12 protein-coding genes are annotated in these 15,489 nt (G+C 55.0%); 8 read left to right on the top strand and 4 right to left on the bottom strand.

The window, feature by feature from the left end; translation table 11 throughout:
• Positions 1-53 precede the first annotated feature (53 nt).
• Positions 54-1,193 (top strand): NAD(P)/FAD-dependent oxidoreductase, encoded by a 1,140-nt coding sequence (locus ACR3ZL_RS23550; protein WP_473650648.1) that lies wholly within the window; start codon positions 54-56, stop codon positions 1,191-1,193.
• Positions 1,194-1,267: 74 nt separating this feature from the next.
• On the top strand, positions 1,268-1,804 hold the full coding sequence (locus ACR3ZL_RS23545) for a DUF1697 domain-containing protein (protein ID WP_473650649.1): 537 nt from the start codon (positions 1,268-1,270) through the stop codon (positions 1,802-1,804).
• A gap of 41 nt (positions 1,805-1,845) precedes the next feature.
• Here ACR3ZL_RS23545 and ACR3ZL_RS23540 read toward each other — a convergent pair whose 3' ends face one another.
• From ACR3ZL_RS23540 to ACR3ZL_RS23530, 3 genes are all read right to left on the bottom strand, one after another.
• A complete protein-coding gene (locus tag ACR3ZL_RS23540; RefSeq protein ID WP_473650650.1) occupies positions 1,846-3,291 on the bottom strand; it encodes a sulfatase family protein in 1,446 nt (481 codons plus the stop codon).
• Between the two features lie 375 nt (positions 3,292-3,666).
• Positions 3,667-5,166: an anthranilate synthase component I gene (trpE, locus tag ACR3ZL_RS23535; RefSeq protein WP_473650651.1), complete on the bottom strand. Its 1,500-nt coding sequence runs from the start codon at positions 5,164-5,166 to the stop codon at positions 3,667-3,669.
• 291 nt (positions 5,167-5,457) lie between these two features.
• Entirely contained in the window at positions 5,458-6,375 is a 918-nt protein-coding gene (locus ACR3ZL_RS23530) for a glycosyltransferase family 2 protein (RefSeq protein ID WP_473650652.1), read from the bottom strand.
• A gap of 310 nt (positions 6,376-6,685) precedes the next feature.
• Between ACR3ZL_RS23530 and ACR3ZL_RS23525 the strand changes: the two genes are divergently transcribed.
• The 6 genes from ACR3ZL_RS23525 (at position 6,686) to ACR3ZL_RS23500 (ending at position 13,777) form a co-directional block, all read left to right on the top strand.
• Positions 6,686-7,051, top strand: coding sequence for a cupin domain-containing protein (locus tag ACR3ZL_RS23525; protein WP_473650653.1), 366 nt, complete (start codon positions 6,686-6,688; stop codon positions 7,049-7,051).
• Between the two features lie 147 nt (positions 7,052-7,198).
• Entirely contained in the window at positions 7,199-8,134 is a 936-nt protein-coding gene (locus ACR3ZL_RS23520; RefSeq protein ID WP_473650654.1) for a methyltransferase domain-containing protein, read from the top strand.
• 102 nt (positions 8,135-8,236) lie between these two features.
• The gene (locus ACR3ZL_RS23515) at positions 8,237-10,012 is read left to right on the top strand and encodes a hypothetical protein (RefSeq protein ID WP_473650655.1); all 1,776 of its coding nucleotides are present in this window, start codon (positions 8,237-8,239) and stop codon (positions 10,010-10,012) included.
• A 29-nt stretch (positions 10,013-10,041) separates the two neighbouring features.
• Positions 10,042-11,031 carry an alpha/beta hydrolase gene (locus ACR3ZL_RS23510; RefSeq protein ID WP_486173005.1) on the top strand — a complete coding sequence of 330 codons (990 nt, stop codon included), beginning with the start codon at positions 10,042-10,044 and terminating at the stop codon, positions 11,029-11,031.
• A gap of 14 nt (positions 11,032-11,045) precedes the next feature.
• Complete coding sequence (locus ACR3ZL_RS23505; RefSeq protein WP_473650657.1) at positions 11,046-12,074, top strand: DUF4272 domain-containing protein; 1,029 nt, start codon at positions 11,046-11,048, stop codon at positions 12,072-12,074.
• A 242-nt stretch (positions 12,075-12,316) separates the two neighbouring features.
• On the top strand, positions 12,317-13,777 hold the full coding sequence (locus tag ACR3ZL_RS23500; RefSeq protein WP_473650658.1) for a hypothetical protein: 1,461 nt from the start codon (positions 12,317-12,319) through the stop codon (positions 13,775-13,777).
• 76 nt (positions 13,778-13,853) lie between these two features.
• Here the strand turns inward: ACR3ZL_RS23500 and ACR3ZL_RS23495 are convergent, their stop codons facing one another.
• The gene (locus ACR3ZL_RS23495) at positions 13,854-15,407 is read right to left on the bottom strand and encodes a hypothetical protein (RefSeq protein ID WP_473650659.1); all 1,554 of its coding nucleotides are present in this window, start codon (positions 15,405-15,407) and stop codon (positions 13,854-13,856) included.
• Positions 15,408-15,489: the final 82 nt, after the last annotated feature.

The raw sequence follows: 15,489 nt of genomic DNA, 5'->3' as shown, positions 1-15,489 counted from the left end.
ACGCGATGGCCTAATGCATGCATCTTCCACCACTCCAGTCATTTATTGCTTCTATGACCTCCACTCCTGAAAATAACACATCCGGTCCCGCCGCCGTCGGCAGCAACGGACCTGAGAAAACCATCATCATCGGAAGCGGCCCTGCCGGTTGGTCAGCCGCGATCTATGCGGCTCGTGCCAACCTCGACCCCGTTCTGTACGAAGGCACTGTGAAGCCGGAGATGATCCCGTTGGGGCAACTGGCGTACACCACCGAAGTCGAAAACTTTGCCGGCTTCCCTGCTGGTAACATCCGAGCGTTCGTTGAGTCGGCCGTCGATAAGGATCGTCACTGGAATCTGCCTCTCGTACCGGAAGGGCACACCAAAGACGACCAGCCGCACTACGCGGTCCAAGGAACGGAGTTGATGGAGCTGATGAAGCAACAGGCTCTGAACTTCGGCACTCGCGTGGTTGGTGACGACATCGAACGAGTCGACTTTTCCGGACCCGTTCACACGCTTTACCCAGCTTCCGGCGAACCGGTTCAAGCACACACCGTCATCGTGGCGACCGGAGCCCGGGCGAACTACTTGGGGCTTTCCAGCGAAGAAGCCTACAAGAACAAGGGCGTCAGCGCCTGTGCCGTTTGCGACGGAGCGTTGCCTGTCTTCCGTAGCAAACCACTCGCCGTGGTGGGCGGTGGCGACTCCGCCATCGAAGAGGCAAGCTACCTCGCCAACCTGAAGGGAGCCGACACGATCTACTTGCTCGTTCGCCGTGATGAAATGCGAGCCAGTAAGGTCATGCAGGATCGAGCGATCAATCACCCCAATATCGAAATCGTGTGGAATACGGTTGTCGAAGAAGTTCTGGGTGACGGAAAGATCGTGACGGGACTTAAGGTCAAAAGCACGGTCGATGGTTCCATTCGCCAGCTCGATGTGGGCGGGATGTTCGTCGCGATTGGGCACACGCCTAACACGAGCTTCCTGGATGGTGCTTTGGAAATGAACGAGTCGGGCTACATCCAGTGGACCAAACCTTTCCGCACCAACACGACCGCGGAAGGCGTTTTTGCCGCTGGCGACGTTGCGGACGACTACTATCGCCAAGCAATCACTTCGGCCGGAACCGGCTGCATGGCGGCATTGGACGCCGAACGCTACTTGGCTGAAAAAGAAGCTCCCACCAGTGTCGCATCGGCCAGCTAGTTCAGCTGATTCGTTTGGCTCAACACGATCGCCTCTCTAGAGGCGATCGTTGAGCCGCTATTCAGAGCACGTTAATGGCAACTTGGATCGGGCTCATTCGAGGAATCAACGTCGGTGGAAAAAACATTCTGCCGATGGCTTCCCTGAAAGACGATCTGCACGTGATTCAGTTGTCGGAGGTTCGGACCTACATTCAAAGCGGGAATATTGTTTTTGAATCACGGTTGAAATCTCCGGCGAAGCTGAGCCAGAAGATTGCCGACCAGATTGAAAAGACGCGAGGCTTCCGACCAACCGTTCTTGTTCTCGGCAGCGAAGATCTCGCTAGGGCAATCGCAAGCAATCCATTCCCCGCCGCCGAACGGTCGCCGGCGACGCTGCATTTGTTCTTTCTAGCCGAGCCACCAGGAAAGCCAGACCTGGATGCGATCGAGCAGGCCAGAACCGGCACCGAGCAATTCTGTTTGGTTGACGGCGTTTTCTATCTGCACGCCCCTGACGGAATCAGTCGATCCAAGCTTGCTCGCGGCGTGGAAAAATACTTGGGGACCGCTGCGACAAGTCGCAATTTGCGAACCGCGAGCAAGTTGCTCGCGATGGCTTCTCAGTAAGCCACTGGCACCAAGCCGCATGCATCGAGAGCAACGCCTGGTTACTTGCCTTTGTAGTCGGCCGCGGTCAGCGAACTCATTGGATCACCAAGTTCGTCCATCTGCTTCTCTAGTTCGGACGTCAGAAACTTCACCTTGGCAGAATATTCCGGGTTGCCCGCTAGGTCGTTCATTTCCTGTGGATCCTTGGCAAGGTTGTACAGCCGGTTTACGCCGATTTTAGGATACGAGATCAGCTTCCAATCGTCCTTGATAATCATCCGCTGAGTGCCGATGTACGAGCTGTAAACCGAATCGTAGTGTTCTGTCGCATCACTGTTGGACACATCTTCACCGAGCATGGGTAGCAAGCTTTTAAAGTCGACACCGTCGCGGTTAGCTCCGGCCAGTTCTAACGAGGTCGGCACAATGTCTTGTAGATAAATCGGTGCATCCAATTTGGAATCTGCCTTCACGTTGGGGCCAGCAACCATGAACGGAACACGTACGCTGTCGTCGTACATGTTTTGTTTGCCAACGAGTCCGTGGTGACCGACGGCCAAACCATGGTCTGCGGTGAAGAAGATGTAGGTGTTGTCGGCTTGGCCGCTTTCGTCCAACGCGTCCAAGATGCGACCGATTTGGTCGTCCATGTGAGTGATTAGGGCGAAGTACTCTTGCCGGTTCACCTTCACGGCGTACTCCGTTCGCGGATATGGGATCAGTCGTTCATCGCGTAGGTTTTTGCCGCAGATTGCATCCGCATGTGGGTATTCCGGCAGGAAATTCTCGGGCAATTCAATACGGTCCAGTGGATAGCGGTCAACGTATTCCTTGGGAGCTTGCCGCGGGTCGTGGGCTGCATTGAAAGCCAAGTACATGAAGAATGGCTTGTCATCCTGGGCCGCTTGATTCAGGTACTCCACGCCGTCATCGGCAACGATTTCGCTCCAGTGTTTTCCACCTTCCCAGAATCCGCCGTGCTTCGGGTCCCAGGGTTTCCAGCCCGATTCGTAATCGGCTTCGTCTTTGGGCCGGTTGTAGCCAGCGGGTGTTTGCTTCGGCATGCCTGCTCGCACATTCTTGGCGACATCGAACACCGATGGGGCGCTGACGGCGACGTGCCACTTGCCCGTCATGTAGGTTTGGTAACCCGCCGCGTCCATCCGCTGCGACCACATTTGGTTTTCTTTCGCGTACGACTTGAGGTCGGTTGCTTTGGCATTCCAAACAAACTTGCCGGTGTTCAGCATCGTGCGACTGGCCACGCATACGGCACCATTCCAGGCGCCCATGTTGTACGCGTGGCTGAACGTCATGCCACGTTTGGCTAACTTATCGAGATTGGGGGTATCGATATCGAGCAAGCCATAAGCACCGATCGTTTCGTAGCTCATGTCATCGGCGAAGATGAACAAGATGTTTGGCTTCGAATCTTCCGCCAACGCGGTGCCGCACATCGCCAGGGCGACCCATGCAAAGATTGCAATCGATTGAACTCGTTTCATGTTGTGTATTCTCCGGTGGCGTGCCTGGATCGGTTCCCGGCGGAACCGCTGTTCGTGACTTGGGGGGAGGCCAGACACGTGAAATGTCTTGGTGCTGGCAACGACAGGTTACCATCTTACACAGACTGCGAGCTTGCGTAGGCTGCGAGCTTGGGTAGGCTGCTAGCTTGCGTAGGTGGGCATCTTGCACCGCTAGCTGTCTTGCATTGCAAGCTACCTTCCACCACCAGTTGCCTTACATCGCCAGCTACTTTGTAGGGTGAAAGTAGGGTGGAACAGCAAGCAGCGGATCGGCAGCTTATCTTTGGGCGGTGTAGGCTTTGGCGGCAAGGAGGGCCGCATCGGAAGACGCTAATTGGCAAGAAGCCTAAGCGTTTAGGACCGAGCGATGGTCCATTCGATCGCCTTGATCAACGCTCTCGCTTTGTTGAGCGTTTCTTCGTATTCCTTGTCGGGATCGCTGTCGGCGACGACGCCACAACCCGCTTGAACGTGGTAGGAATTGTTCTGGAACACGATCGTACGCAAAGCCAAGCACGTGTCCATGTTGCCGCGGTAATCGATGTATCCCACGGCTCCGCCGTACGGACCACGACGATGCGGCTCGATTTCGTCGATCACCGCCATGGCACGAACCTTGGGGGCTCCGGACACGGTTCCGGCGGGCAGACAGGCTTTCAATGCGTCGAAGGCGTCGAGTCCCTCGCGTAGTTTGCCACGCACTTCGCTGCTGATGTGCATGACATGGCTATATCGCTCGATCACCATGATTTCGGTTAGATCGATACTACCGAATTCCGCAACTCGGCCGACGTCGTTACGACCCAGATCGACCAGCATCACGTGTTCGGCACGCTCCTTGGGATCCGCCAAAAGCTCCTTTTCCAAAGCGATGTCCTCGGCTTCGTCTTGGCCTCGGGGCCGGGTTCCCGCCAGTGGGCGAACCGTCACGATGCGGTCCTTGACCCGGCACATGATTTCCGGGCTGCAGCCGACCAGGACGCAATCGGGGCTTCGCACAAAGAACATGAACGGTGATGGGTTGACCACTCGCAGCGACCGATAAACCGCGAACGGATCGACGTCGCTATGAACCGTTAGCCGTTGACTTGGGACGACTTGAAAGATGTCGCCCGCCCGGATGTATTCCACGCATTTTCGCACGGCATCGCAAAAGGACTCTCGCGTGAAGTTGGACTCAAAGGGAAGCGATTGTTCCTGATCGGTGTTGTGAATTTCTTCGATCTGATGCGTCAACGGTTGGCTCAACCGCGAGATTGTCAGGTCCACTTCCTCGCATGCGTTAGCGAATGCGGTGGCAGGATCCCCGGATGTTTCGTCAATGTTCCGGCAATCCGCGAGTGACACGACCGTGATGGTCTTGTCGACGTGATCGAAGACACAAAGTGTGTGGTAAAAGGCAAAGTCCAGATCTGGCAGATTGCGGTCGTCTTCGGTTGTGTCGGGCAATGTTTCCACGTAACGCACGACATCGTAACCGGCGTAACCAATCGCTCCGCCAATGAACGGTGGAAGACCGTCGAGCGTCGCCGTGCGATCGGCAAAATATTTCCGAAATTCGTCCAGCGGGTCTTCGCAGGTCGTTTCGACCTTTTTGCCTGTCGTTAGGTCGGTTCGGCAAACTTGGTTTCCCTTGGCGGTAAAGCGTGCCAGTGGGTGAGAGCCAAGGAAACTGTAGCGGCCAACCTTTTCGCCTCCGATTACACTTTCGATCAAGAAGGCGGCCTTGCCATCGTCCAGTTGCATGAAGGCGGTGACGGGCGTCAACGCATCGGACAGCAATCGCCGATAAACGGGCACGAAATCGAAACGGCGAGCGAGCTGAGCGAATTCGTCAGGCGAAGGCTGGTGCATGAACGCGGCATCTCTGGTGGGGGGCGGCGAGGATTGCCCCCAACGCAGCTTTCCTGCAAGCAACGCAGGGCTCCCGGCAAACACTGCTGGGCAACTTCATCGACGAGGGCAACCAAAACGGTGCCACCAGTTTGATCAGCACGGAACAAAGGGACAACCGCCCCTTGAGACAGCGGCGAGGCTTCCGTGGTTCACGACAACCTTAGAAGAAGTCATCGGCCTAGCAATCGCAGCTAGGCAATGAAAGTGCGAGGACCGCCGATCGTTAACTCAGCGATCAGCGTATTCGCTCTAGGCAATGCGGTATCGCATTAGGCTGCCGATCGTTTGTGCGAACGTCTTCCAGGCCGGGGCAAGTTGTTCGTCGACAAGGTCGCCTTCATAGCTGGTCGGAACTTCCATCACGACCGAGGCTCGGCGTGCAATCTTGGCGGTCACTTCGGCGTCAAACCCTCGGTCGCATTGCTCTAGGTTGAGCGAACGGATCAGGTCGCCCTTGAAAACCTTGTGCGAGCTCTCGAGGTCCGTCAATCGCAACCCGGTTGTGTAGTTAGCAACCATGGTTGTGACGCGGTTGGAAACTCGAGCGGCGAGACCGACACCGCGACGGGTGACACGTCGCAGACGGCGAGATCCGTAGACCACGTCCGCTTGGTTTTCCAGAACTGGCCAAATCGCACCTAACAAGTCAGCAGGATCGTAAGCCATGTCGGCATCTTGGATCGCTACGACGCGGCCCTTGGTGTGTCGCAGCGCCATTCGAATCGCCGAGCCGCGTCCGTGGGATCGTTTGCGACGCAGCAGTTTGAGGTTAGGACGGTACGAGAGACCGTTGACGTAGTGCCAGCTTCCGTCGGTGCTGGCGTCGTCGACGACGATGACTTCGCATGATGTCGGCATCACTTCATCGATGCGGTCCAAAACTTCCGGCAGCGATTCTCTCGCGTTGCGGACTGGAACAATGATCGAAATGTCGATTTGGCCGACTGGGTCGCGGGCCATGTCGATCGCCTGAGCTTCGGCGATCAGGTCGAGTGTGTCGTCGATTCGCTGAAACAGATCGTCTGTGTCGATTGTCTCAACTTCAATTCGTTCAAAGCTTGGGCGGTAGCCAGTGCTGCTGTCCATGCCTTCCTGAGGCGAGTCGAGCTCGGTCAGGGCAAAGAAATCGGCTAAGTCTGACTGTGGAGGAAGTGTGGAAGTTGCCATCGACTCAGTTACTCAACGTGTTTGCGAAACGGGACACTGTTGAGCACGCATGACTTGTGCGAATTCATCAGTTCCTACCGAAGCAACTATGGGGAAGGTTCTGGGCTCAGGCGGAACTTCATTGAGATACAACGATCGAAAAACGGAAAGCGGTCACGTAAGCGAGACCGTTGTTGTCAGTCGTGCCGGTTATCCGCATTGCCTAAACCTGCCGGCCGCGATTCAATGCGGGTGCGGTTGCCCTCATTGCTCGACGCTTCGACTTTTGGGCGGCCTTTACTCTGGAAGCCATGCTGTTAACGGATCCGTGATGACACCGTTCCAAGGAAACCTATTTTCGTACGTCGCTGGCAGTCTGCCGGATGAATGTGTGGACTTGTTGGCGGGCAACCGGCACGTGCGGGTCGAGCGAATCGTATCTACCGGTCACGTCAGCCCACCGGGATTCTGGTACGACCAAGACGAACAAGAATGGGTGGTCGTTCTTCAGGGCGAAGCCAAACTCACAATCCAGAACCCCGACCGGTCGGTGACTTTGAAGGTGGGGGATCAGTTGTTGATTCCTGCTCACCAAAAGCACCGAGTCGAATGGACATCTACCAGCGAGCCCACGGTTTGGCTGGCAGTGTTTTTTCCTCCTGGCGATAGTTCATCCATTGGCGAAGTGGTTGATTAACTTCACTCTCGACACTCTCGAGGACCCCGGATGGTCCAAATGATAGCGATTTGCTGGACTTTGATTTACCGGACTTTATCGTGAAGTCGGTTGCCTGGGTCAGGTTGGGCTTGAGTCGCTTCCTGGGATTTTCCTAGTGTCGACGGGATGAGCTCACGCACCCCCATTGCGGCAGTATCGCCGCCAAAAGTCGCCTCCGAGTCAGCATCCGCATCGGACGAGAATGTTCTCGGCCAATACATCCCGTTGCTGTATCACTACAACATGCTTCAGGACGTTGATCGAGTCGGTGCATTTCGCGACGCAATCAATCTGATGGTTCGTCCAGGGATGCATGTCGTCGAACTTGGCGGCGGCACCGGAATCCTTTCATCCTTCGCCGCCCACCGCGGTGCGCGTGTGACTTGCGTCGAACGCAATCCAGAGTTGGTCGAAGTAAGCCGCCAATTCTTAAGCCAAAACGGGCTTGCCGATGCCGTCACCGTCGTGCAGGCCGACGCTGCCCAGTTTGTTCCAGATGAACCTGTCGATGTGGTCGTCTGCGAAATGCTGCACGTTGGGTTGTTACGTGAGAAGCAAGCACACGTCATTCGTCAATTCAAACGCAACTATCGAAATCGGCATGGCGTCCATTCCCCGCTGCCCATTTTTATCCCGGAAGTCTCCATCTTGATGATTCAGCCGGTCGAGCAAAACTTTGATTTTGATGGCTACGTGGCACCCGTTCCCATGTTCCAAGCTGCTCAGGCTGAACAGTTGCGAACGACTGAACTCAGCTTGATGCAAGCGTACGCAAACCTTGCCTATGAAGACACGGTGCCTAATCGTTTCGAGATGCAAGAAAAGTTTCAGCTCGAAAAAGAGGGCTATGTAAACGCGGTTCGTCTGGTCACCCAGAACGTATTGGCAATTGATGATGAAGCGCAATATGCGATCACGTGGCCCAATCAGTGTCTCGTGTTGCCGATAGCGAATCCGTTTGAAGCTCAAGATGGTGATTTGGTTCAGATCGACTTTGACTACGAAGCGGGTACCTCGATCGAGGCGTTTCAGCAAACGCTCTCTGTCCGACGCGCAGCCTGATACATTGGTAGGACGATTCGGGGCGTGAACGACGCTTACCTCTGAAAGTCCTTTTGACGTTTGGGTTTTCAGTCGCCCCATTCTTCTACGAATGATGTGGCAATGTTCCCTACGCGTTTTCGAATGCAGGTCGCTCCACGATGGTTCTGTGTAAGAGCGATTTTCTGTGCGAGTGCGATCTTTTTGGTGTTGATCCCGCGGTCGCTCACGTTTGCAGATGAATACGAAACGCGGATCATCACGACCGGTTGGAATTCGCCGACGGCTCAGCAGCTCCAGCGAGACTGGAGCGACTTTCACGGTCAGTCTTTTTCCGGTGCCGTGATTCATGTTCGTGCGGATCAGACGCCACCTGATCCATTGAAGTCGGCTCACTCGAACGATTCCTGGGATAAGGTCACGTTCGCTGAAACCGAATCGACCTTAGACAAGCTGGCGTCCGCTGAAGCATCCGGTAGCTATCTATTGCTATCGGCCAACCCTGGGGATGTCGACTGGCTCGATGACCAAGCATGGACTCGCGTCGTCAGTCGCTGGCGATTGGCGGCCCGACTGGCCAAGCGTGGCAAGCTTCGTGGCATCACGTTTGATCCGGAACCTTATCACGCGCCGCTGGCACAATTTGATGCCGATGCTCAACCGCACGCATTGCATGATTCGTTTCAGGTTCTTCAAGCCGCCGCGCGAAAGCGTGGCCGTCAAGTCATGCGAGCCATCGCTGAAGAATTTCCGGACGTTGAGTTGTTCAGCTATTTCTGGATGAGCTACTTTGTTCGTGACCATCGATATCGAGGCCCCTCGCCGATTGATAAGTCAGATAAACGCCGCACTGATTTGTCGTGGTGTTTGGCTGGGCACAAATATGGTTTGTTGCCAGCGTTTCTAACGGGACTGCTTGAAGAGTCGCCAGCGACCGCCCGTTTTGTAGACGGTTGTGAGTACGGTTATTGGCTCACCGAAGAAGCACAATTCACCCAATTGGCAAACGATGTTCGAAAGCGTGGCAGGATGGTCGTCGACCCTATCGTTCGTCAAAAGTATGACCGTCAAATGTCGGTCGCGATGCCGGTCTTCGTTGATATCGTTGTTCCGGATCTGATTCCTGAGTGGACAATCAAGCCGGACCAGACGGATCGGCTGGGATTGTTTCGAAAGCAGTTGGGCTTTGCTGTGCAGGCAAGTGATGGAATGGTGTGGTTGTACAGCGAACGCGGTCGCTGGTGGCCCGAGCCTAAGGAAACGCAATTGTGGCGCAACAAGGACGTTTATCCTCACTGGAAAGAGTTGTTGCCCGGTTGTTTGAAAGTCATTGGCGAAGCCACTACGGCAAAGCGTTCTATTGATCCGGCGGCGATACAAGTTGTATCGCCAAGCTCGCAAAGTTTGCTCAACGAAAACACTCCGGAACGTACTGAGGCGGAGGTTCTTGAACTAGACGATTGGGAAACCGAAGTATTGCCGGGTGGCCAGGTGCTAGTGGCGGAGACCGATCGTCATGATGGGGAAGAACACGGTGTAGAAATACGTGGTGCTCGCGAGGCGATCGCTTCGCGGTCATGCATCGCTAGTCCAGGTCAGCGTTATCGGATCGCCGTTCAGGCTCGGCAGGCCGGACGAGGGCTTTGTAAGTTGGTGATCCAGTATCGGGATGTCGATGGAGAATTGATTACTCGACGCGGAGTGGATTCATACGCTTTCCCCGACCCTGGACCTCCGGACCAATGGCGTTTCATCACGGTGGAGGCGGTGGTGCCCCAGGACGCGGACCGCATGATGATCAGTATCCAGGTGAGTCGACAGCATGTAGAAGAGGATCGCATCTGGTTTCGTGGATTGACCTGTTCTCGGCTAACCCCATCGGCTGAATCATTCGAGTAGAATTGGCGTTCCTACCCAATGCTTAGCCATTGCCCCTCCTACCCCTCCAGGCTCACATGATGCAGTTACCCGCTCAATTTCCAGTTCCATTTTTTCTGCTGACGACCATCAGTTTCGCTGTCGTATTGACGACCCCAGTCTTCGGTGAAGTAACCGTGGAAAATCCTACTTCGGCCGAAGTCGTCACGCCCGCCTTCAAGACAATCGACTTGTGGTCGGACGCCGAACTCGCCAATGGTGACGTGGAAGCCGCCTCGACAGAAAGAACGGACAAGCGAGGTAGCGGAAACGCGTGGACGACTCAGATCAATCGCCCGACCTTGGCAATCTACTCGCCGGATCCGGCAAACGCATGTGCAACGGCGGTCGTGGTTTGCCCCGGGGGTGGCTACGGCGGATTGGCGATCGAGAAAGAGGGCCATGAAGTTGCGAAATGGCTATCTGGATTGGGCGTGACCGCAGGCGTGCTGAAGTACCGGTGCGGTGGTGGTGGCAATGCTCATCCGGTCCCATTAAATGACGCTCGCCAAGCCGTTCGTCTGCTTCGAGCGGATGCCGAGCATCTGAAGATTGACCCTCAACGTGTTGGCATCATTGGCTTCTCCGCCGGCGGCCACTTGGCCTCCACCGTCGCGACCGACGAAGAGACGGGCATCAATTTCGCTGGACTGATCTACCCCGTTATTTCGATGGCTGATGGGGTAACACACAACGGTTCTAAGAGAAACCTGTTGGGCGAATCGCCCGATAAAGCACTCGTGCATGAAATGTCGCGTGACGAGCAAGTGAACGCGAACACGTGCCCTACGTTCTTAGTTCATGCCGGTGACGACCGAGCCGTTCCGGTCGAAAACTCATTGCGATTTTATGCGGCGTTACAAAAGCACAACGTACCTGCTGAACTGCACGTGTTCGACCAAGGTGGGCACGGCTTTGGAATGTATCGCAGCGATCGTCCAAGCGACAATTGGCCGGATCAGTTCCAAGCCTGGATGCAACTTCACGGCTGGTTGAATTAAGTTCGGATTGATCGATGGCTATTCTCGTTAATGCATACTGCACGCACCGGTCACCGCCGGTGATGGAGTTCCCGCACTCGAACTTGCAAATGCGAGATCGGTCTGATCCAGATTTGCCAAAGCACTTGGAAGATTTCATCGGATATCTGATGCAGGGCGGCCAACGGGAAATGACGCAAACGCTGTATGCGGTTTATCGCCATTTGCAGCGAGTGCAAAAGCAAGCCTCGTTTGAGGTGGAAGGTGAAAATATAGAAGCGATCTCAACATGGGCCGTTCAGGCCAATGCGATTTTGTTCCTGCCCGATGGAGCCGTTCGTGATCCGCGCGGAGCGGTGTTGGTCGATCCCGATACCGGCGAAGCAGAACCACACGCCGCCGTGCCGTATCTCGACGTTGCTCGGCAGCGGAGGTCCCGATCGGTCGAGCAATTGAATGGCCTCGGTATTCATTTGGCCGAAACCTTACCGCCGGTGATCAGTGAACACGAAGTTGACCTGCGCGGCGCCGAGGATGTGGCGTGGCGATCACTGGGTTTGTTAATTGCGGCAGTTCGCGCGGAATCGGTTGCCACCGATGAGCCCATTTCGGCGGATGAGTTGCAAGCTCGAGCACCACTTGCTTTTAAAGCGTTCACGCCGGCGGAAACTGAGTTTGTTCAAGACCCCGAACCTGATAGGCAATTGGTGGTTAACTTTGCTTGGCGTTACGAAGCACTCTATGTGTTGCAGTGGGCGTTAGGACTTCACGATGCGATGCCATTTCCGGATCGAATTTGCGATGTGCCCGGCGTCGCCAAATGCATGCTACCTCGAAATCATGGCGAGGTGCTGCGTGAAGCCAAGCTTCGAAGCACGGTCGAAATCCTGGATGCACTGGACTTCAACTATCGATTGTTATGGGCCGCGCGAGACGCCAACCTTCAGGACGCCCAATTGCCCGCTGGGATCGATCCTGGCGTGGTCAATGAACGCCAACACGCGTTGAACTGGCTGGTGCGATTTGAAGATGCGGACTGGGATCACGTCGACACGCCAAGTTGAGCAGCATCCGTTCGGAAGATAACGAGGCTGGAAGGCCGCTTGTCGGGGTATGTCGTGATCCGTTTTGGGGCGGCAGCGATCGGTTGCTAGGCGGGATCTGTGCCAAATTGGATGTTTTTTCGACACCTTACCCGATAAATTGGGTTGAAACCCAAGGGGGAAATCCGGTTCGGTAGTTCGTCAGTCATGATCGGCCGATTGGCATTCGCGTCAGCCAACAAACTTGGAAAGTGTTTTTCGTTGTGAATTTGTTTTGTACGAATACTGCTGTTTTATTGGTCGTCCTGCTAAGCCAAAATTGGTCCCTCGCTGGCGATTATGTACTGACCATTGGAGGTGGCTATGCACCCGGTGGTAATCAAGCATCGTTGGAAAAGAACGTGTTCTTGTTTCAACGGGTTTTGGCCGGGTATCCGGTGAAGCCCGAACGGCATGATGTCTTTTTCGCCGATGGGAAGGATCCGGCGAAAGACTTGCAGGTCCATGATCCAAGCCAAGTCCCGTTGCCGAATCGGTTGATGGCGGAGTTTTTCGGTAGTACTCGCGATTTGGGCCTGACGTATCGAAACCATCGCGTTTTGAACGTGCGCGATGCATCCAAGCCCGCAAATGTCAAAGCATGGTTCGCGGACGTTGGCCCTTTGATGAAAGCGGGCGACAAGCTGACGATCTACGTAACTGCCCACGGCCATCGCAGTCGTGATCGGAACCGCGAGTACAACACGTCGATCGCAATGTGGGATAACTCGGCTTTATCAATGACGGAAATGGCCCGTCTGCTTGATCGGCTTGATCCGGGCGTCGACGTTGTGATGGTTATGGTTCAGTGTTACACCGGCGGATTTACGCACTTGATGTATCGTGGCGGGGATCCGTCGAATGGTTTGTCGCCCCAGAATCGAGTCGGTTTCTATGCCACCGTTCATGATCGTCCCGCAGCGGGCTGCACACCCAGTGTTGACGAAGCGAACTACGTTGAATACAGCACGTATTTCTGGGCCGCGATTGCAGGGAACGATCGGTCCGGTTCACCAATTGATCCACCCGACTACGACCGCGATGGAAAAGTTTCGCTGGAAGAGGCTCATGCTTACACGATCTTGAATGCGGACACGATCGATGTGCCGGTCAAGACGTCGGGAGAATACCTAAGCAACGCGAGTAAGTTTGGTGACGGCACGGGGGAGTTATTGCAAAACGATGAGCCGTTTAGCACCGTGCTGAAGTACGCATCGCCGGTTCAAAAAGTGGTGTTGTTGGAGTTGTCTAAGAAGCTGGATCTGGAAGGGGAGGATCGGCTGGTCGATGCTTGGGAAAAGACTCGTGTTGAACGGCGCCGTCGCCGAAGTCCACCGAAGGCTTCCACTGGCCTGAAGGACAAGATTGCCGCGGATCTCCAGCGTCGTTGGCCAGAGCTCGCTAACACACTGAATCCAATCAGTATGGAGCTATTGACGACACGCCAGGAAGAATTTGTGGACGCAATTCAGAACCACTCGCAATACGAAAGGTACCGACAGGAAAGCGAACAGGAAGAGACGGTTCTGGGTGACCAGGAAACACGAGCCCAGTACGAACGGTTTTTGCGAGTGGCGGATAATGTGGTGCTTGCCGAAAACCTACGCCGGATGAATAAGCCGGAACGCCTGCAAGAGTACGAGAGAATCATCTCGGCGGAGCGGGAAGGGTTTCTTTCTCGTTAGGACTTACTCTCGATGTTGTTTTATTCGAAACCGATCAGGCTCGTCGTTTCCAATGGGGTGATAACATCGGTCGTCGTTACTGATCCTGCTTTGCTACCGCCATTTCGGCGATGCGTCGATCGTTTTCAGAAAGCTTGCTAAGCGGATAGTCAAAGGTCCGTCCGTTCGCTTGTCGAAAGTGGCCGATTCCATCTTCAGCGGATACCAACTCGGCACGCAGCGATTGAGAACCTGGCGTGGCGGATCGCCATTCGCGTTCAGCCACCAGGACGTCAGCGGCAGGAGGTTTCGTGCTAGCGTCGTCAGGTGAATCCTCGTCAGCGGTAGTCGAACGATCTGAACTTTTGAGGTCAATTTTGATCAACAGAATCGACGCGGCAGGGACGTTTTGGACGACGATGTACTTTCCGTTTCGTGACTCAACGTCGAGTGTTCCGGAGGTCTTCGTCGGTTCGGTGTTGCCGCCGGCCCAGTATTCGCCACTGACCTGTTCTGCTCTGCCGCGTTTTAGCTGTACCGGCAATTCCAAGATAGAGGCGTTCGGATTGAAGTACCACAGCCAAACGGTATCCCCGACGCGTGTGGCTTGGGCCAGCGTTGCATCCGGTGCATTGTCTTTGGCTTTGTACTGTCCCGACGTGTAGATGCATGAGCCACCTAGGAGGCTGGTGATTGCCCGCCGCCGAATCAGGTTGACGGGTTGGTCTTCGCTGCCGCGAGCCCACCAGATGTATCCCTCCACACCGAGTTGATTGGTCGCGAATAGGATGGCTAGACCATCTCGGACTTTCGCAACATGATCGGCTGGGTCGGGGCTACTGCGGACATGCAATTCAGAATGCCAGATCGGTCGTCCTCTTGAGACTTCCGATAGTTTGATCCAGTCTTGGATGGAGCCACTGGTTAAGTCTGGATAGAAATGGCTGCCCCAGATGTTGGCATATTCAAGTCCGCCTTCCATCTTAATGGTGTTGGCGTAACGGACCGCTGTGGCGACGCCAAACGTTTCTGCGCCAACGAACTTAAACGAGCGATACTCCTTGGGGATTTTCCGCCTGGCAAGTTCGATGGTCAACGCCCGCGCGGTCGCAACGTACAATGGCGCGGTCAATGCACCGGAGATCTCGTTATTAAGGCCGAGGAAATCGATTGCGATCTCGTGGCTGCGCAACCAATCGATATAGTCGGCGACCAAGTGTGCGAACTTGTTGGGGTTGGGGCGTTTGACTTTCACGCTGAAGATCGAGCCTTCTTCGTTTGATTCAACCCAATCCGGAAACGTTTTTTCCTTCGCTAGTTTGATACTGGCAAAAATTTTGACATCCGGGTTGATCGCGCGGATGTTTGCAATGCTGGTTAGCATTGGCCCATACGGCTTTAGATTCACGGTGCCGTCAGCTCGATGGGCAATCCCCTCGATCGAGATGCGGACAATATTGGCCGGGGTGTCGGCGTAGAGTATGGCAGCGCGTTTGGGCGTACTGGCACTGTCCTTCCAGCCCTTAAGATCCCAACCAAAATGCTGCACGGTCGCGCCGGTTGACCGCCCTGGGTCAATTTCAATTTGTGCCACTGCGGTCGTCGGGACCGCCATGCACAAAATTAAGAATGTTAGGGCGTTGAATCTCATTCGGTTGTCTGGATTGGTTTGGAGTTCGGCGGATTGTAGGTTCCGATCCGAAACCGGACTTTGACTGTTGTTGGTGGTGAAG

This window comes from Rhodopirellula sp. J20-39, from assembly GCF_057365095.1.
The sequence above is the reverse complement of the archived record's forward strand: the minus strand, read 5'-3'. Positions and strand labels throughout refer to the sequence as shown.

Bases quoted from the DNA above. Each gene is read 5' to 3' on its own strand.
- ACR3ZL_RS23525 (WP_473650653.1), top strand. From the start codon at position 6,686: ATGACACCGTTCCAAGGAAACCTATTTTCGTACGTCGCTGGCAGTCTG.
- ACR3ZL_RS23515 (WP_473650655.1), top strand. From the start codon at position 8,237: ATGTTCCCTACGCGTTTTCGAATGCAGGTCGCTCCACGATGGTTCTGT.
- ACR3ZL_RS23495 (WP_473650659.1), bottom strand. From the start codon at position 15,407: ATGAGATTCAACGCCCTAACATTCTTAATTTTGTGCATGGCGGTCCCG.
- ACR3ZL_RS23520 (WP_473650654.1), top strand. From the start codon at position 7,199: ATGAGCTCACGCACCCCCATTGCGGCAGTATCGCCGCCAAAAGTCGCC.
- ACR3ZL_RS23545 (WP_473650649.1), top strand. From the start codon at position 1,268: ATGGCAACTTGGATCGGGCTCATTCGAGGAATCAACGTCGGTGGAAAA.
- ACR3ZL_RS23505 (WP_473650657.1), top strand. From the start codon at position 11,046: ATGGCTATTCTCGTTAATGCATACTGCACGCACCGGTCACCGCCGGTG.
- trpE (WP_473650651.1), bottom strand. From the start codon at position 5,166: ATGCACCAGCCTTCGCCTGACGAATTCGCTCAGCTCGCTCGCCGTTTC.
- ACR3ZL_RS23550 (WP_473650648.1), top strand. From the start codon at position 54: ATGACCTCCACTCCTGAAAATAACACATCCGGTCCCGCCGCCGTCGGC.
- ACR3ZL_RS23530 (WP_473650652.1), bottom strand. From the start codon at position 6,375: ATGGCAACTTCCACACTTCCTCCACAGTCAGACTTAGCCGATTTCTTT.
- ACR3ZL_RS23540 (WP_473650650.1), bottom strand. From the start codon at position 3,291: ATGAAACGAGTTCAATCGATTGCAATCTTTGCATGGGTCGCCCTGGCG.